A 17,217-nucleotide genomic window follows, 5' to 3' on the forward strand; every position below is an offset into this window, starting at 1 on the left:
TCCTACCGGCAACGATGTGTCTGACAACGCGGCGTGCCGCAGCAGTCACTATTTATATGGATCTGCCGCATCTCTAAGACCATCACCGAGGAAATTGAAGGCAAGTATGACGAATATCACTGGCACGACCGGCAGCAGCAGCCAAGGATAAAGTGCGATAGCGCTGACGCTTCGCGCTTCTGTGAGAAGAACGCCCCAGCTTGTGATCGGCGGGCGAAGACCGAGGCCGAGGAAGCTCAGCGTCGTCTCGCCAAGGATCATGCCCGGAATTGTCAGCGTCGCGCTGGCGATCAGATGCGACATGAAACCAGGGATGAGGTGCCGTCCGATGATGCGCGTGCTGCCGGCGCCCATCAGCTGTGCGGCAAGCACGTAATCCTCTTCGCGCAGCGACAGGAGTTTTGAGCGCACCGCGCGCGCAAGCCCTGTCCAGTCGAGCAGACCGAGGATGAAGGTGATGCCGAGATAGATGACGAGCGGGCTCCAGTCGGCCGGCATGACGGCGGCAAGCGCCAGCCACAGCGGAATGCTGGGGATCGACTGCAGCACCTCGATGATGCGCTGGGTCACCGTGTCGAACCAGCCGCCCCAATAGCCGGCGATGCCGCCGATAACGATACCGAGGATGAAGCTTGTGGCGACGCCAAGCAGGCCGATCGTCAGCGAAATCCGTGCGCCGTAGAGAATGCGCGACAGCATGTCGCGGCCGAGACGGTCGGTGCCGAGCAGGTGGAACTGGCCGCCTTCAGCCGGGCAAACCAGATGCGTGCTCATCTCCACCACGCCCCAGAACCGGTAGGGATCGCCCTGGCAGAGAAAGCGCAGCTTTTGCACATCGGCCGTGTCGTCGGAATAGTTCCGCCGCAGCGTCGTCATGTCCAGGTCCATCTTCTGGCCATAGACGAAAGGACCGACGAAGTTGCCCTCGTGGAACAGATACACCGATTGCGGCGGCGCGTAGATGAAATCGATATTGCGGGTATGCACCTTGTAGGGCGCCAGGAACTCGACGACCACGATCATCAGATAGGCGATGAGGAGAAGGATGCCGGAGATCAGCGCCAGCCGATGCCGCTTGAAGCGCCACCACATCAGCTGCAGCTGCGATGCCTCGTGAACCTTCAGCGCGCCGCCATCGGCATCGCGCTCGATCTCGTAAGGGTCGAACGCCCCCTCGCGGACGTAATGCGGCAGCTTGCCCGCATCGCTGCTGTCGATCACCGTCATTTGGTTCTCCCGCCGCGAAGCCTGATTCGCGGGTCGAACATCGCAAGCGCAATGTCTGAAATCAGCACGCCGATAACAGTGAGGAAGCTGAGGAACATCAGGAACGAGCCGGCAAGATACATGTCCTGGCTCTGAAGGGCGCGGATCAGCATCGGGCCGGTGGTCTCGAGCGAAAGCACCACCGCGGTGATTTCAGCCCCTGAAATGATCGAGGGGAGAATCGAGCCGATATCGGAGATGAAGAAGTTGAGCGACATCCGCAGCGGATACTTGGTCAGAACCTTGAACGGATGCAGGCCCTTGGCACGCGCCGTCATCACATACTGCTTGTGCAGTTCATCCAGAAGGTTGGCCCGCAGCCGGCGTACCATGCCGGCCGTCCCGGCGGTGCCGATGATCAGTACGGGGATCCAGATATGCTCGAGGATCGACTTGAACTTCGCCCAGCTCATCGATTCCGACATGTACTGCGCGTCCATCAGATGGCCGATCGACGTGCCGAAATAGATGTTGGCGAGATACATGAGAACGAGGGCCAGCACGAAATTCGGAACCGCAAGACCGATCAGGCCAAGAAGCGTCAGCCCGTAATCACCCCAGCTATACTGGTGCGTGGCCGAATAGACACCGATCGGGAAGGCAAGAACCCAGGTGATGATGATGGTCAGGGTAGACACCAGGATCGTCAGCCACACCCGGTCACCGACCACGTCCGTGACAGGCATACGGTATTCGAACGAATAGCCGAAATCACCGGTCATCATGCCGGCGACCCAGTTGAGGTAGCGGATCGGCTCGGGCTGATCGAAACCGTAACGGGCACGCAGGTCTTCGATCTCCTGAAGATCGGCCTTTTCGCCCATCGCCTTCAGCTGTTCGACATAGCTTTCGAAATAGTCGCCCGGCGGCAGCTCGATGATCGTGAAGATCAGCATCGAGATCAGGACCAGCGTCGGGATCATCACGAGGATGCGCCAGATAATGTAGCGGAACATCAGGCAGTTTCCTCGTCATACCAGAATGCATCCGGCAGATAGACGCCGAGATAGGATGTGGGGTCGAAACCATAGAGCGCCTTCGACGGCACGTTTTGCAGCTTGGACGATTGCACGACGGGCTGCAGCGTGGCGTTGACGATGCCGATCGTAAAGACCTGGTCGGTAAACAGCGTCAGCATCTTGTGCCAGACATCCGTCCGCTGGTCGAAACCCTCGGCCTTGCGCCATTCACTGTAAAGGTCCAGTAGCGCCTTTGCCTCGGGAAGATCAGGCGCCTTGCCATCGCTGCCGCCGGAAAGCGCATGCAGGCCCCAGATCGACCATTGCAGCTGGTCGTCGCTGGTCGGTGCCAGTTCCTTCGGCGCCATGTCGGCTGTCGGAACGCCATTGTCGAGGCCGCCGCCGACCGACATGATCGCATCGCCACCCTTCACCCGCCGGCGCAGAAGCTCACGCTGGGCCACATGCGGGTAGATCTTGATGCCGACCTGCAGCAGCTGGTCGCCGATCAGTTCCAAGGCATCGGTCTCGAACGTGCTTTCGCCGGTGATCTCGATGATGATCTTCGCCAGCCTGCCATCGGGCAGGCGGCGCATGCCCTCACTATCATCCATGGCAAGACCGATCTCGTCGAGCAGCCGGTTCGCCTGATCAGGATCGAACGCCGCCCAAGCCTTCTGGTATTCCGGCTTGAACAGCGGGCTGTCGGGTAGGATCGAATTGGAGCTCTCGGTCGCAAGACCATAGAACACCGCCTTGTTGATCTCGCCGCGATTGATCGCAAGAGACATCGCACGCCGGAAGCGCACGTCGCGGAAGAGGTTGCGCCAGCCTTCATCCTTGCAGTTGAGGTTGGGAAACAGCGCCATGCGCGATCCTTGCGTCCGCTTCCACAGATCCACCTTCAACGGGTAGCGCTGCTCGGCATTCTTCAGGAACGTGTAATCGGCAAAATCGAGGTTGGTCACCTGCAGGTCGCTCTCGCCGGTGCCGGTCTTGGCGGCGATCAGGTCCGCGGAGGAGACGTCCAGCATCACCTTGTCGATATAGGGAAGCTGCAGGCCGTTTTCGTCGACGCGGTAGTAATAGGGGTTGCGCTCGAACACGAAGCGCTCGGCCGGCGGCGCCGTGCGGTTGCGCCAGGCATCCAGCGTCGGCAGGTTCGGGTTTTCCGGCCGCACCACGCGCGACATCTTCTGGTGCAGCGCCGCCCAGTCGTCCACCCGTTCGCGGGCGATATGCTGTGCCAGCAGCTCCTTCGTCTGGTAGCGCATATGGAACTGCTTCATGTAGGCAGCAGGGAACATCAGCCGGATCGGCGAAGGCGAGGCCTGGTCGGCGAGGAAATCGGGGTTCGGATCGTCCCAGCTGTAGCGCACGGTGCGCGCATCGATCACCTCGAACCGCGGGGGCTTGCCGTTGATCATCAGCCCGGCCGGCGGTCCGCCCTTGGCGAGCTTCTTCTCGTGAAAGACATCATCCCAGACATAGCGGAAATCATCGGCCGTGAACGGGCTCCCGTCCGACCATTTATGGCCTTCGCGTAAGCGGAAGGTGAAGACGCGGTCGTTCTCGACCTCGTAGGCTTCCAGAATATCGGCTTCCAGCTTCAGGTCGGAATTATATCCCACCAGCCGGGCGTAACAGTTGATCGGCATGAAGCGGATGTCGCGCTGGCCGCCGATCAGCATCCGCATCGAACCGCCGTAACGTCCGGGCTTGAGCCCGCGCTCTGCAAGGTTGAGGACGCGCGGCGTCTTCGGCAGACGCTCCTCGATGGGAGGCAGCGGCGTCTCGGTCGGGATCTGCGCCAGATAGTCGGACTGGCTAAAGGCCGCAAACACCCGCGCCGGGATTGCGGTTGCACCCGCGACCGAGCCCAACAGGGCCAGCATATGCCGTCTGGAAATCGTCATCCTGCCACAAGCTCCCGCGCATCGACATTGGTGCGGGCAAGAACCAGATGCCCGCCGCCGAGATCCACATGGGTCAGCTGGTCGCTATCCTTCTCGTCGAGGAACTGCTTGCCCCAGATCTTCATGGCCGATGCCGTCGGCGTGCCGATCGTCTCGAAATCCAGTTTGTGGTCGAGGCTCGGCAGAGGCACGGCGGCCAGCAGTTTCTTCGTATAGGGATGAACAGGTGCCCGCATGATCGTTTCGCAGGGGCCGATCTCCACGATCCGCCCCGCATACATCACCGCCACCCGGTCTGCCATGTAGTTCACGACAGCCAGATTGTGCGAGATGAACAGATAGGTCAGCCCGAGTTCGGACTTCAGGTCCTTCATCAGGTTCAGCACCTGCGCCTGGATCGACACGTCGAGCGCCGAAACCGGTTCGTCGCAGATCACCAGATCCGGCCCGAGAGCAAGCGCCCGCGCGATCCCAATGCGCTGGCGCTGGCCACCGGAAAACGAATGCGGATAGCGCATCAACGCGCTTTCGGGCATGCCCACCGCATGGATCAGCCGGCGCACCGCTTCCTGCCGCTTGGCGAGCGGGCCGCGGTCATGGATGTCGAGCGGTTCGCGAATGATGCTGCGAACCGGCATGCGCGGCGAAAGTGATGAGACCGGATCCTGGAACACCATCTGCAGACGGGTGCGCAGATCGTCCAGCACTTCGCCTTCGCAGTTGAGCACGTCGACCGGACCGTTTTCGCCGTTATAGACGACACTGCCATGATCGACCGACAGTCCGCGCATCAGGATCTTGCTGAGCGTGGTCTTGCCGCAGCCGCTTTCGCCCACGAGCCCGAGCGTCTCGCCGCGGCGGATCTCGAAGCTGACATCGTTGACCGCCACCGTGCGCTCGGGCTTTGCCCCGAAACCGAAGCCTGCACCCTTCTTGGTGACGAAGCTCTTGGTGACGTGGTTGACCGACAGCAGTATCTCGGGGAGGACCTTCTCGCTTTTGCGCCGTCCCATCAGGCCGACCGTATCCACCTTGATTTCCCGCAGCGGCTTCAGGCGTTCCTCGCGTGGCCTGTCGAAATCCGGCACCGCTGCCATCAGCCCCTTCGTGTAGGGATGCTGCGGATTGCGGAAAATGTCCGAGGCGGAGCCAGCCTCCATGACCTCGCCGCGATAGACCACCACCACTTCATCGGCCATCGATGCAACGACACCGAGATCGTGGGTGATCAGGAGCATCGCCATGCCGAGCTTGGCCTGCAACTCCTGCAGCAGCTTGAGGATCTGCGCCTGGATCGTCACATCGAGCGCCGTCGTCGGCTCGTCGGCGATCAGAAGCGCCGGGCGACAGACCAGAGCCATCGCGATCATCGCACGCTGGCGCATGCCGCCGGAAAGCTCGAACGGATACATGTCGAACACGCGGGCAGGATTGTCGAAACCGACGAGAGACAGCGTCTCCTCACTCGCCTCGCGCCGCTCGGCAGGCGACATCGCCGTATGGATTTTCAGGCTTTCCTCGATCTGGTTGCCGACCGTGTGGATCGGCGAGAACGAGGTCATCGGTTCCTGAAAGATCATGCCGATGCGGCTGCCGCGGATCGCGCGGATCTGCCGCCCGTCGCGGGGCAGCGCAATCAGATCGACGGACTGGCCGGTCGCTGGATCGTCGAACACCGCGCGCCCGGAAATCTTGGCGACGTCGGTCTCGATCCCCATGATCGCGCGGCCGAGAGCCGACTTGCCGGAACCGCTTTCGCCCACCAGTGCCGTGACCTGGCCCGGGCGTATCCGCATGTTGAGATTTCGAACCGCCTGGATCGCCCCGCCCCAGACGGGGAACGACACGTTCAATCCTTCGATGCGGAGAACTTCCTTCGGTGGGTTCATCAATGAAGTCCGGCTCCCGGAGATTGGAGCAGAGAGGTAAGATTGATCGATTGCAAAACACGGTAGCGCACGCTCGTGCACCTGTCCATTGCAGCAACCCCGCTGCCGATCGTCCCTATCATGCGCCCCCCTGCATGTCGGTTGACATCTGCGCCAATAAGCCTGACCTCTTGGCGGAGATCGAGAAATTCGAGTGTTAAACGCATATCCCCTAGGAGCGTTGCGTGACAGCGAGGTGAAATTACACGTGACAGCCGAAAAGTCTGACCAGAAAACCTATAAGCGCAAGATCACCGATGCCCGTGCCCTGATCGAGGCCGGAAAACTGGAGGAGGCGCAGGCGGCGCTGACATCACTTTCCGCCGACGAAACGGTGATGACGACAGACGTTCTTGGCGAGCGCACGGCTCTCGGAATGCCGCGCAAGCTTCACTCCGCATGGCTGAAGCTTGCCAAAGCGGAGGGCGACGCAATCGGCCGCGTCGGTCTGCAGCACGGCCTCGTCCCCGATCCCGCCGTGATGGCGCCGTTCATCACCTTCGATGCAGACGAGAAACGGTTGATGGCAGAGCTTGGGCGAAAGCCGGTGCCGCGCATCATTCACCAGATCTGGATCGGCACGCTGCCGCTGCCGCCAGCCGTCGCGCGCTGGGAAAGCCATGCAAAGGCGACCGGCTTCGAATACCGGCTGTGGCGCGAGGCGGATCTCGAACAGCTTGGTATCGCAAGCCATCCCGCCTATCTCGCGATGCTCGCAGACGGCGATTATCCCGGTGCCGTCGATGTCGCGCGTTATGCCATTCTGCTGGAGCATGGCGGCATCTATCTCGACTGCGACTGGTATCCGACCCGCGAGGATATCGGTTTTGGCGATCTCCTGCCGCTGATCGGTCTCGGTGCCATCGCCGAGGATGTGGCGCGCGATGTCGGGGCGGGGAGCCTTCTTCTTGCCAATTCCTTCATCGCCACACCGCCCGGCCATCCCGCATTTGCAAAGATGCTCGAGGTGTTTCCGGACGTGATGGCGGCTCTGCCGCAGGCGCCCGCCTGGTGGTCGACGGGTCCGCTGATCATGACCATGCTGTTTCGCCAGACCAATGTGTTTCTCGCCCCCTTCGGCCTCGTCGCCGCCTCGCTAAAGCGCGGCGCACCGATTGCAGAAGTCGAGAAAGCCTGCGCGGACGCGTTTGCGTCAGGAGAAGGCCTGCTGGTCGCCTGGAAGAGCTGGTAGCCGGACGAGCGCTGATCAGAGCTTGAGCAGGTCGCGGGCCGAACGCCATCGGCAGACGGGGTGATCTGCCGTCACGCCAAACAGCATATCGAGAAAGTGCCAGGCACTGTCGTCATGCACGAGGTGATGCCCGAGCACGCCGATCACGGGCGCCCGGTCCGGTGCCTCGATCAGCGCGATCGTTTCCGTGATGAGATCGGCAGCCGGGCGTCCGCCGCGCGTGCCGTGCCAGTCCATGATATCCACATGGCTGTTGAGCATCGCAACCGGCGCCGCCTGTTCCGGCCCGAAGGTGGAAAGCGCCTTGAAACCGAGCCCCGGCAGCGCCTCGATCAGTTCGGGCGCGATCCGGTTCCACGGCGGCACCAGCATCGGCACGAAGCGCGAAGCGTGCAGCGCCGCCAGCTTGTCGAACCCGCGTTTCAGCTCGGACACCATATCGGGCAGGGGGCGATGGCTCCCCAGTTCCTGCTTCTTTTCTCCCGCACCCGCATAGCTGCGATGCGACCAGCCATGCACCGCGACGTCGAGATGCGGCTGGGTGTCGAGATAGGATGCGAGATCGGCACCCGTCTTTTCCGGTATGACGGCAAGCGTCGCCGGCACAGAAAACGCATCGGTCATGGTCGCAAGCTTTGCCAGCTGTTCCGTCGGTTCCACAGCGTCATCGTCGCGCAGCCAGAAATCGACCCGCCGTCCGTCGTCTGCAAGCCTGTCGAGCGCCAGCCTCAGGTCGTTTTCGGTCATGCTTTTTCCTTTGCGCCTATGGCGGTGATGATCTGGTCAAGCCGATCAGCCGCAGCCATGATCGATCGTTGCGACACGACGAAATCGCGCGCCCCGTGGCCAAGTCGCCACCTTTCCGTCTCGTCGTCCAGCAACCGCTCGATGGCCGCCGCATAGGCAACCGCATCTCTCGGCGGCGTCAGGATACCCCCGATCCCGTCCGTCACCACTTCAGGCACGCCGGCGCCGTTTTCCGCCACGACAGGCACGCCGGATGCCTGTGCCTCCAGATAGGAAAGCCCGTAGGCCTCCGAAACCCCCGGCCATGTCAGGACCGCTGCGGTTGACAGCAGCGCTGCAACCTCCTCGGCGCTTTGCAAGCCCATCCACTCCACCCGCCCGGCAAGCGCCCCCTCAAAGAGAGCCTCCACCTCAGCCCGCATCGGCCCGTCGCCGATTGCTATGAGGTGCCAGTCGTCACGATGCGAAATCGTTTTCAGAGCATCGGCAAGCGCTGCATAACAGGCAAACTTGTTGCCCGGCCGCATCATCCCGACAGCCACCAGCCGCCCCGGTTTGGGCGATGGCTCGCGGGCCAGATAGGGCGTCGGATCGATAAACGGAAACAGCCGCGAAAGCTTCGCATCCGGCACCACTTCTGCAAGGCCTCGGCCGTCGCGTCCGGTGAAACAGATATTGGTCGCCGCCAGTGCGACCGCATCGACCACAATCTCCTGCGCTTCCGCCCACTGCTCCAAATTGCGCCGATGCGAATAGGAGGCTTCCGCAGTCACATAGGGAATGTCGAAACGGCGGCAGAGGGCAGGGCCGATCAGGTCCGGCGCCTTGTAATAAAGGTGGTAGGTAAACCACAGGTCCGGCAGCCTCTCGCCGAGTGCCAGTCGTCTTTCCCACTCAGTCGAAATCCGCTCGACCTCGTGCGCCGCCTGCGCATCGCGTTCCCCAGTCGACGAGGTCTGCTCGGGCAGAAACGCGCGGAACTCCGAAACCAGATCGACCTTGTGTCCTTTGACCCCAAGGATCTCGATCAACTGGCGCGCCATCAGCCGGTCGCCTGAGGGAACGGGGTGGTTCGGCGATTTCAGCGGCGCGTAGAAAGCGATGTCCATGCTGTGGGATAGCATCCGTCACGCCAGCGTGAAAAGCCCGATCTCTTGACAGAGCCAGTCGTTGGGCTCACCTGATGGCTTCCCAGTTCGAATGCCTCCGGAGTGCCATCCTTGAACCAGCAATCGCCACAGGCGACGGATCTTTTGTCCGCCATCGAAGACAAGCGCGCAATGATCGGCGTCATCGGCCTCGGCTATGTCGGCCTGCCGCTCGCCATGACGGTCGCCCGCGCCGGCTTCAAGGTCACCGGTTTCGACATCGATCCGTCCAAGATGACCGCGATCGAAGCGGGCAAGAGCTATATCGAGGCCGTGCCCGACGACGTGCTTTCCGCCGAGCGCGATGCCGGCCGTTTTGCAGCGACGACGGATTTCGCACGCCTTGCCGAATGCGACGTGATCACCATCTGCGTGCCGACGCCGCTCACCCGCCACCGCGAACCGGACCTCTCCTATGTCGCGAAAACCTGCGAACAGATCGCCAGCACCCTGCGCAAGGGCCAGCTCGTCGTGCTCGAATCCACCACCTATCCCGGCACGACCGAAGAGGTGATGAAGCCGATCCTCGAAAAGACCGGGCTGGTTGCGGGCGAGGATTTCTTCCTCGGCTATTCGCCGGAACGCGAAGACCCCGGCAACCGCGATTTCCAGACCTCGACCATCCCGAAGGTCGTTGCCGGCGATGGCGAGGCGGCGTCTGCCATGGTGTCAGCCTTTTACGGCGCCGTCGTCGAAACCATCGTTCCGGTCTCCGGCACCCGCACCGCGGAAGCGGTCAAGCTCACGGAAAACGTCTTCCGCGCCGTCAATATCGCGCTCGTGAACGAGTTGAAGATCGTCTACGCGCGGATGGGCATCGACGTCTGGGAAGTGATTGCCGCCGCCAAGACCAAGCCATTCGGCTACATGCCCTTCTATCCGGGCCCGGGCCTCGGCGGTCACTGCATCCCGATCGACCCGTTCTACCTCACCTGGAAATCACGCGAATACGACCAGCCGACCCGCTTCATCGAACTTGCCGGCGAGATCAACACGGCGATGCCGCGCTATGTCGTCGACCGGTTGGCCGAAGCGCTCGACCGCATGCTCGGCAAGGCGCTTAGCCGTTCGCGGGTTCTCATCCTCGGTCTGGCGTACAAGAAGAACGTGCCGGATATCCGCGAAAGCCCGTCGCTTAGGCTGATGGAACTGCTTCTGGAACGCGGCGCCGACGTGGCCTATCACGATCCTTACGTCTCCGAAGTGCCACGCACCCGGGAATACGGTCACCTGATGGGTCGCAAGTCGGTCCCGCTCGATCAGCTCGCGGATTTCGATGCCGTCGTTATCGCCACGGACCACGACAGTTTCGACTACCAGGCGATTGCCGATGGTGCGCCGCTGGTCGTTGATACCCGCAATGCGATGGCCAATCGCGGCATCACGTCGCAAACCATCGTCAAGGCGTAACCGTGCCCTATCTCAACGCTTGATCGCCGGAAAAGGGAAAGCAATGAGCAGACTGGACAGCTTCATCAACCGGATGACCGCGCAGCGCGACATCCTCAATCACATCAAGAACGATCTCGGCCTGCCGGCTTCGGGTGATGTCTACGAGGTCGGCATCGGCAACGGCCGCACCTATAGCCATCTGCGCGAGCTGTTCGCCGACCGCCGCATCCTCGCCTTCGACCGCTCCAACGGCGCCCACCGTACCGAAGCACCGTCCGAAAACGACGTCGTGCTGGGAGAGATCAAGGATACCGGCCAGGAATATGTCGGCAAGAACGCTGCCCTCGTGCATGCGGACATCGGCACCGGCTATCCGGATGCGGATGCGAGAACCTTGCAGTGGTTGCCGCAAATGGCGGCTGGCATGCTCGCGTCGGGCGCCTATGCCGTCAGCGGCCTGCCGCTCGACCACCCCGATCTTGAAGAACTGCCGCGCCTGCCCAGTGTGGAGGAGGGCCGCTATTTCTATTATCGCAAGCGATAAACAGGCCGTGAAACGGGCGTGAGGACCAGCGCCACGCCCGTGTTCCGCCACAAATTCAGGTCAGAGAAAACCTGTCGTCAGCATCGCTGACCGAGTGTCCAACGCGCGCAAATGGCATCGTTTGCGCGCTCAAAGACCCGCGGATGAGCCGAGGGAAAGGCTGTGGATAATCTGTGGATAACGGCCGATGACGGGCAATCAGGCGTGCTGACGGTCCCGGCGCATGTCGTCCATGCGGGCACCACGGATCGTTTCGGCCAGCGTCCGGCTGATTTCCATGCTCATGCGCGGATTGTCGGAGATCACCTTGAAGAAGGCATCCTTGGTAATGCGCAGAACATCGACCTCAGTCACGGCCCGTGCTGTCACGGCCTGCGAGCAATTGGAGAGAAGGCACATCTCGCCGATAATGGAATTGCACCCGGCCTCACCGATCTTGGTCTCGGAATTCGCCGAACCGCTGATCATGTCGACCTTTCCGCACAGGATCACGTAGGCAGCATCGCTGCTGTCGCCCTGTGAGAAAATATCCTGCCCCGGTTCGTAGAGAACGCGGTCGGAGGTAAAGGCAAGCAGCTTAAGTTTGCACGGATCGACCCGGCAAAAATAAGGAACTTTCTTCAGCAACTGCACTTCATCGTTGAGCAACATGGTTTCCACCATTTGGTCATCTTGTTGGCGGCTGCGATATTATGCCACCAACGATTTAAAAATACCACTCTTTGTATCCAGAGCCTCAAAAGAGTCGTCTTCGGCCACGGATCCCTTGTCGAATACGATAACACGATGAAACAATCGTGACAGGGCAGTATTCGACAAAACCCACGCCACAGAAGGATTATTGTCCTGCTGAGCGAGGAAGTGAAGCACATTCTTAACAATTTCTTCCTGAGCCCTCCGATCGAGGCCCGGAAGGGGCTTGTTGAAGATGTAATAATTGGAGCGCCGCACCAGCGCTCGGGCAAGGCTCAGCTTGTGGCGCTGGACCAGTGTCAGTCGCCGGCCGCTGGCGCCCATGTCGTAGTCCAGCCCGATGCCGATAAAGCTTTCATAGAGACCCATTTCGCGCAGCAGCTTGCCTGCCACGTTGCGGATCTTGGTCGGCGCGTCGGCGTTGCGTTGCGACAGCTTGCCGAACAGGATGTTTTCGCGAAGCGTCGCCGAGCCCATGTATTTGTGCGGATCGTAGCGCTCGATCCGGCTGCGCAGCGATGCCGGCAGGTTGGCATAGAAGATGTCGCGCGTGGCAACGATCTGGTTCATGATCTCGGCGGTCAGGACGCCGAAGCGGTAGCGTGGCTCGATATAGTAGAGGCTGAGCTTGACCACCGCGCGCCGGTCGTCCTCGCTGGGCTTGAAGTCCCGTCGGCTGCGCTTGCGCTTCAAAAGCTGCTCGTAGAACGCGATATCGTCGGTGGTGATATGCTCGAGCTGCTGGAACAGCGGATGTTCCGGCGGCAGGCCCTGGAAGATTTCCGACAGGTTTTCGGCGATCGAAAGTCCCATGTCGTAGAACAGGTCGAACAGATTAGCCGTCTTCAACACTTCGAAGACATACTCTCCCTCGGCCAGTTCCATATCCAGTTCCGCCGACTGGCGCGTCGCCGCAAACAGCAGGTTTTCGCGCACCGTCGCTTCGGTGTTGTAGGCGCTGAAGTCGAAATAGGAGACGAGATTGCCAAGCCCCTGACTGGCGAGTTCCTCGCGCAGGGCAAACCGCATCTCGACGACACGACCGGTCAGTTCCTCGTGTTCGGCCGGGTCGAGATAGGAATGCAAGGCCAGTTCCATCACGTCGGCTGTCAGCTGTACCGCATCAAGGGCCCTCAAGACCGACTGCTTGACATCGTCTTCGCCGCCTTCCGATACGGAGGTGGATCGACGGTCGATCCAGTCGACGGACGGATCGTGCGTCGTGTTTCCGGCGCGTTCGGCTTCGCTCATTTTCCAGCGCCGCCGCAGCTTCTTGTGTTTGGGCTCGTCTGCGGACTTCTCCTGCACGGCGGGCGCGTGCTTGAGACCGTAGAGAAGATTGTCCTTGAGCGTCCCGTGGAAAAAGTAGCTGTCGGCCGACGCGTAGGAGACCTGACGCCCGGTCACCGCTTCCGGCAGTTCCAGAAGGTCGACCTCGCCCAGCATCACGCGGCCCGAGGCCGGCCAAGTGATGCGGCCGAAAGCTTCCGCCGTCGCTTCGGCGCCGATGCCGGCATTGTCGATCATCGCCACCAACTCGCCGGGCTCGATCTTGAGTGTCACGTTTTCGGCGATATGGGCGCCGCTGCCATCGACGATGGTGAGGTTGAGCGCGGCGAGGGGAGACGGCGTATGGTCAGGCACATCGTGGGCGAGCGCATGCAGCGTCGGCGCGATCAGCACGCCCGGCTCAAACTGTTCGCGCACCTGTTCGTATTTCACCTGAACGTCTTGGCGTGCCTGGTCCCAGTCGATCAGTTCCTTGAGCGGGCCCGGCAGGTCCTTGTAGGCGTTGATGACGGCCACCAGCTGGCCGACGTCGAGCGTGCCGCGCAAGGCAAAATAACCGCCGATCGAATAGAAGAGAAACGGCGTCAGCTGCGACAGGAAATTGTTGACGAACTTGACGATGAATTTCCACCGGTAGAGGTCGTAGCGGATCTGGAAGATCTGCCCCAGCCGGTCTGAAATGTCGGCACGCTCGTAATTGCTGGTGTCGTAGCTGTGGATCGTGTCCATGCCCTCGACGATCTCGCCCACCTTGCCGGCCAGATGCCGGGCGGTGATCTGCCGCTGACGGCCAAGATCGATCAGGCGACGGCGCATCTTCGGAATGATGCCGACCTGGATCGCCACCATGAAGGCTGCGATCAGCCCGAGCCACAGGTTCTGCAAAAGAATGAAGGTGAGGGCGGCGATCGCCTGTCCACCCAGCATGGCCGGCTGCACGAAAGCGTCACCGGTAAAGCCGCCGAAAGGCTCCACCTCGTCCTTGACCATGCTGGAGACTTCCGCACCGCGGATCTGCCGCATCGTGCTTGGCGGAAACCGCAGAAGACGGTCCACCAGTTCGTAGCGGATACGGCGCAGCAGCCGTTCGCCCAGGCGTCCCTTGTAGGTGTTGATGTAGAACTTGAACAACCCGTTGACGATGACGAGCAGCAGGAACACGCCCGAAAGCGCCATCAGCGTCGCCAGCCGGTTGAGCTCGAAGCCTTCGAAACCGAAGGACCACTGCGTCAAAGGAATGGTGAACTGGAATGCGAGGAAGGGCCGGGTTGCGGCCGCCATCTCGAACCCTTCACCCTGGATCGGCCCGTTGATGATCTGCTTGGGAAGGTCGAACGCAAGGAAGTACGGAATCATCGAAATCAGAACGATCGCGAGAACCCATAACTGCTGCGGTCGCGTATGATTCCAGATATAACGAAGTAGATGTTTTTCCATCGGCAACGGATCTCAGTTCCCGAGGCTGGATTGCACAGCGCGCCTCCCGGAAGGGTGAAGGGAGGCATGATATAGGTGGATCCGCCGCTTGTGCAAACGTCTCGTGCACGATGCTGCTTGATTAGGCGATTGGTTCGCCGCCAAGTGTGGCAAACCTGCCGGGATGGCTAAGGGCCGGGTTATGCACCCCGGCCCATCAGTGTTTAAAAATTCCTGTTTTAAATCAACGGTCTTTGTCGCCCGATGTCAGGATTTCGGCAGCTTCCGCGCCGCTCACCCTGCGGATCTCAACGTCGTCGCGGCGGGCGGCAAACGCGTCGGTTGCCATCAGCAGTTCGGCAAGATCGGCCGGCAGGGAGAGAATCACGCGGTCGCCCTGCACTGGCTCGCCACGGCGAATGCCGCCGAGTTCGCCGCGCTTGGCCGTGATCATACCGCCGGCGACCGTATTCAGCGTATCCGGGTCGATCAGGATGAAGGCGCCGGTCGAGCGGTTCTGCTCATAGGTGTCGAACACCGCCTGCTCTTCGAAAGACAGGCGCACCTTGCCGATCGCGTTCATGTCGAGGCTGGACGCATGCGGAGCCCAGCTGCCCGACTGCAGGTCGAGCTGCAAGATCGGCTCCACCGTCACGCGCTGGCGGCGCGAACCGCTTTTCAGCCAGTAGCGCTTGCCCGGCTCGATGCCGCCAGGCTGCAACGCCACCATCTGCGCTTCGAAGCTGACGCCGCTCATCGGCTGGCCGTCGAGCGAGGCGATCACGTCGCCGCGCGCCACATCCACCTGTCGGTCGAGCACCAGCGTGATCGCGTCGCCGGCGACGGCAGCGTTCCGCACGAGGTCGAAGGTGACGATCTGCTTGACGTTGGCAATCGTGCCCGATGGCAGGATGACGACGCTGTCGCCCGGCTTGATCGAGCCGCCCGCAACCGTGCCCTGATAGCCGCGAAAGCTTTCGCCGGGACGTGAGACGCGCTGGACGGGAAGGCGGAAGCCACCGGTCTGGGTGGAGCGGGTCGTCGCAAGTTCCAGCGCCTCGACCAGCGTCGGGCCTTCATACCACGGCATCGTGGACGTGGCGGGATAGACGACGTTTTCGCCCTTCAGCGCCGACATCGGGATCGCGGTGATCTGGCGAACGCCGAGCGACAGCGCGAATTCGCGGAATTCATGGCTGATCCGGTCGAAGATCTCGCGGTCGTAATTCACGAGGTCGAACTTGTTGACCGCGAGAACGAATTGCCGGATGCCCATCAAGGATGCGATCGTCGCATGCCGGCGGGTCTGTTCCAGAAGCCCGACGCGGGCGTCCGCGAGCAGAATGGCGAGATCGGCCGTCGAGGCGCCGGTTGCCATGTTGCGGGTATACTGCTCATGGCCGGGCGTGTCGGCCACGATGAACGAACGCTTCTCGGTCGAGAAATAGCGATAGGCGACGTCGATCGTGATGCCTTGTTCGCGCTCGGCCTGGAGACCATCGAGAAGCAGCGCGAAATCCGGCAGGCCGAGATCGTTCTGGCCGCCGCTATCGCGGGCAAGCGTCACCGCCTGGTCTTCCTTGACGGCCTTGGTATCCCAGAGAAGCCGGCCGATCAGGGTCGACTTGCCGTCATCGACGGAACCGCAGGTGATCAGCCGCAGCGGCCGCACGTCACGGGTGATCTTGGCAGCGGATTCGGCAAAAGGCAGAATGGTGGCCGAAGCGGCGGTGGATGTTGCTGTCACGCTCATCTCAGAAATATCCTTCACGCTTCTTCTTTTCCATCGAACCCGACTGATCGCGGTCGATGGCGCGGCCCTGGCGTTCGGAAACGGTGGCAATTTCCAGTTCGGCGATGACCTCTTCGAGGTTCGACGCCGTCGAGCGGATCGCGCCTGTCAGCGGGAAGCAGCCGAGCGTGCGAAACCGGATCGAGCCATGCTTGATCTCTTCGCCGGGAAGCAGTTCCAGCCGCTCGTCTTCGGCAAGGATCATCATTCCGTCGCGCTCCACGTAAGGGCGCTCGGCAGCGTAGTAGAGCGGCACCAGCGGAATGTTTTCCGCCTGGATGTAGCGCCAGATATCCACTTCGGTCCAGTTCGACAGCGGGAAGGCGCGCACGCTTTCACCCTTGCGGATCATGCCGTTATAGACGTTCCACAGTTCCGGCCGCTGGTTGCGCGGATCCCATTTGTGGTCAGGCGTGCGGAACGAATAGATCCGTTCCTTGGCGCGGCTTGCTTCCTCGTCGCGTCGCGCGCCGCCGAAGGCTGCGTCGTAACCGCCGGCATCCAGCGCCTGCCTCAGCGCCTCGGTCTTCATCACGTCGGTATAGAAGGACGAACCATGGGTGAACGGCGTGATGTTTTCTTGCCTGCCGCGGACATTGCTGTGGACCACGAGGTCGAGATCGTACTCCTCTGCGATCTTGTCGCGGAACTCGATCATCTCCTTGAACTTCCACGTCGTGTCCACATGCAGAAGCGGGAAGGGCACGCGACCCGGGAAGAAGGCCTTGCGGGCGAGATGCAGCAGAACGGAGGAATCCTTGCCGATCGAATAGAGCATGACCGGGTTTTCGAATTCGGCCGCCACCTCCCGGAAGATGTGGATCGCTTCGTTTTCGAGGGCCTTCAGATGAGGATCGAGCGGCGGGCGGGAAACGGGCGGGTTCTTGATTTCCGTTTCCTGTACTGACAGGGGCATTTCAGTCTCCGGTATTCT

General features: G+C 61.4%; 13 protein-coding genes. 3 read left to right on the plus strand and 10 right to left on the minus strand.

What is annotated here, in order from left to right:
• Positions 1–48: 48 nt before the first annotated feature.
• The 4 genes from IFT66_RS01140 to IFT66_RS01155 are packed head-to-tail and all read right to left on the minus strand — an operon-like array spanning position 49 to position 6,030.
• A complete protein-coding gene (locus tag IFT66_RS01140; protein WP_192076566.1) occupies positions 49–1,227 on the minus strand; it encodes an ABC transporter permease in 1,179 nt (392 codons plus the stop codon).
• Positions 1,224–2,222, minus strand: coding sequence for an ABC transporter permease (locus tag IFT66_RS01145; RefSeq protein WP_062453560.1), 999 nt, complete (start codon positions 2,220–2,222; stop codon positions 1,224–1,226). Before IFT66_RS01145 ends, IFT66_RS01140 begins: the two co-directional genes overlap by 4 nt.
• Entirely contained in the window at positions 2,222–4,141 is a 1,920-nt protein-coding gene (locus tag IFT66_RS01150) for an ABC transporter substrate-binding protein (RefSeq protein WP_249406322.1), read from the minus strand. The genes IFT66_RS01145 and IFT66_RS01150 overlap by 1 nt, the downstream gene beginning before the upstream one ends.
• A complete protein-coding gene (locus IFT66_RS01155) occupies positions 4,138–6,030 on the minus strand; it encodes an ABC transporter ATP-binding protein (protein WP_192076567.1) in 1,893 nt (630 codons plus the stop codon). The genes IFT66_RS01150 and IFT66_RS01155 overlap by 4 nt, the downstream gene beginning before the upstream one ends.
• Before the next feature lie 247 nt (positions 6,031–6,277).
• Here IFT66_RS01155 and IFT66_RS01160 point away from each other — a divergent pair, with 247 nt between their 5' ends.
• A complete protein-coding gene (locus IFT66_RS01160; RefSeq protein ID WP_192076568.1) occupies positions 6,278–7,261 on the plus strand; it encodes a glycosyltransferase in 984 nt (327 codons plus the stop codon).
• Positions 7,262–7,276: 15 nt separating this feature from the next.
• Here IFT66_RS01160 and IFT66_RS01165 read toward each other — a convergent pair whose 3' ends face one another.
• Together IFT66_RS01165 and IFT66_RS01170 are read right to left on the minus strand one after the other, a co-directional pair.
• Positions 7,277–8,008 carry a polysaccharide deacetylase family protein gene (locus tag IFT66_RS01165; RefSeq protein ID WP_192076569.1) on the minus strand — a complete coding sequence of 244 codons (732 nt, stop codon included), beginning with the start codon at positions 8,006–8,008 and terminating at the stop codon, positions 7,277–7,279.
• Positions 8,005–9,117 (minus strand): glycosyltransferase family 4 protein, encoded by a 1,113-nt coding sequence (locus IFT66_RS01170; protein WP_192077108.1) that lies wholly within the window; start codon positions 9,115–9,117, stop codon positions 8,005–8,007. The genes IFT66_RS01165 and IFT66_RS01170 overlap by 4 nt, the downstream gene beginning before the upstream one ends.
• A gap of 171 nt (positions 9,118–9,288) precedes the next feature.
• Between IFT66_RS01170 and IFT66_RS01175 the strand changes: the two genes are divergently transcribed.
• Together IFT66_RS01175 and IFT66_RS01180 are read left to right on the plus strand one after the other, a co-directional pair.
• On the plus strand, positions 9,289–10,566 hold the full coding sequence (locus IFT66_RS01175) for a nucleotide sugar dehydrogenase (RefSeq protein ID WP_192077109.1): 1,278 nt from the start codon (positions 9,289–9,291) through the stop codon (positions 10,564–10,566).
• Between the two features lie 43 nt (positions 10,567–10,609).
• Positions 10,610–11,092 (plus strand): class I SAM-dependent methyltransferase, encoded by a 483-nt coding sequence (locus tag IFT66_RS01180; protein WP_113109650.1) that lies wholly within the window; start codon positions 10,610–10,612, stop codon positions 11,090–11,092.
• A 198-nt stretch (positions 11,093–11,290) separates the two neighbouring features.
• Here IFT66_RS01180 and IFT66_RS01185 read toward each other — a convergent pair whose 3' ends face one another.
• The 4 genes from IFT66_RS01185 to cysD all read right to left on the minus strand — a co-directional run bounded on the left by IFT66_RS01185 (position 11,291) and on the right by cysD (position 17,199).
• Positions 11,291–11,743 carry a cyclic nucleotide-binding domain-containing protein gene (locus tag IFT66_RS01185; protein ID WP_062454806.1) on the minus strand — a complete coding sequence of 151 codons (453 nt, stop codon included), beginning with the start codon at positions 11,741–11,743 and terminating at the stop codon, positions 11,291–11,293.
• 39 nt (positions 11,744–11,782) lie between these two features.
• Positions 11,783–14,512 (minus strand): ABC transporter transmembrane domain-containing protein, encoded by a 2,730-nt coding sequence (locus tag IFT66_RS01190; protein WP_062453552.1) that lies wholly within the window; start codon positions 14,510–14,512, stop codon positions 11,783–11,785.
• Positions 14,513–14,735: 223 nt separating this feature from the next.
• Complete coding sequence (gene cysN, locus IFT66_RS01195; protein WP_192076570.1) at positions 14,736–16,244, minus strand: sulfate adenylyltransferase subunit CysN; 1,509 nt, start codon at positions 16,242–16,244, stop codon at positions 14,736–14,738.
• A 1-nt stretch (position 16,245) separates the two neighbouring features.
• On the minus strand, positions 16,246–17,199 hold the full coding sequence (cysD, locus tag IFT66_RS01200) for a sulfate adenylyltransferase subunit CysD (protein ID WP_192076571.1): 954 nt from the start codon (positions 17,197–17,199) through the stop codon (positions 16,246–16,248).
• Between the last annotated feature and the right edge of the window lie 18 nt (positions 17,200–17,217).

It is taken from the genome of Rhizobium sp. CFBP 13726 (assembly GCF_014841925.1).
GTDB classification, from domain to species: domain Bacteria; phylum Pseudomonadota; class Alphaproteobacteria; order Rhizobiales; family Rhizobiaceae; genus Neorhizobium; species Neorhizobium soli.

Bases quoted from the DNA above. Each gene is read 5' to 3' on its own strand.
- IFT66_RS01155 (WP_192076567.1), bottom strand. From the start codon at position 6,030: ATGAACCCACCGAAGGAAGTTCTCCGCATCGAAGGATTGAACGTGTCG.
- IFT66_RS01140 (WP_192076566.1), bottom strand. From the start codon at position 1,227: ATGACGGTGATCGACAGCAGCGATGCGGGCAAGCTGCCGCATTACGTC.
- IFT66_RS01150 (WP_249406322.1), bottom strand. From the start codon at position 4,141: ATGACGATTTCCAGACGGCATATGCTGGCCCTGTTGGGCTCGGTCGCG.
- IFT66_RS01170 (WP_192077108.1), bottom strand. From the start codon at position 9,117: ATGGACATCGCTTTCTACGCGCCGCTGAAATCGCCGAACCACCCCGTT.
- cysN (WP_192076570.1), bottom strand. From the start codon at position 16,244: ATGAGCGTGACAGCAACATCCACCGCCGCTTCGGCCACCATTCTGCCT.
- IFT66_RS01145 (WP_062453560.1), bottom strand. From the start codon at position 2,222: ATGTTCCGCTACATTATCTGGCGCATCCTCGTGATGATCCCGACGCTG.
- IFT66_RS01185 (WP_062454806.1), bottom strand. From the start codon at position 11,743: ATGTTGCTCAACGATGAAGTGCAGTTGCTGAAGAAAGTTCCTTATTTT.
- IFT66_RS01180 (WP_113109650.1), top strand. From the start codon at position 10,610: ATGAGCAGACTGGACAGCTTCATCAACCGGATGACCGCGCAGCGCGAC.
- IFT66_RS01190 (WP_062453552.1), bottom strand. From the start codon at position 14,512: ATGGAAAAACATCTACTTCGTTATATCTGGAATCATACGCGACCGCAG.
- IFT66_RS01175 (WP_192077109.1), top strand. From the start codon at position 9,289: ATGATCGGCGTCATCGGCCTCGGCTATGTCGGCCTGCCGCTCGCCATG.
- IFT66_RS01165 (WP_192076569.1), bottom strand. From the start codon at position 8,008: ATGACCGAAAACGACCTGAGGCTGGCGCTCGACAGGCTTGCAGACGAC.
- cysD (WP_192076571.1), bottom strand. From the start codon at position 17,199: ATGCCCCTGTCAGTACAGGAAACGGAAATCAAGAACCCGCCCGTTTCC.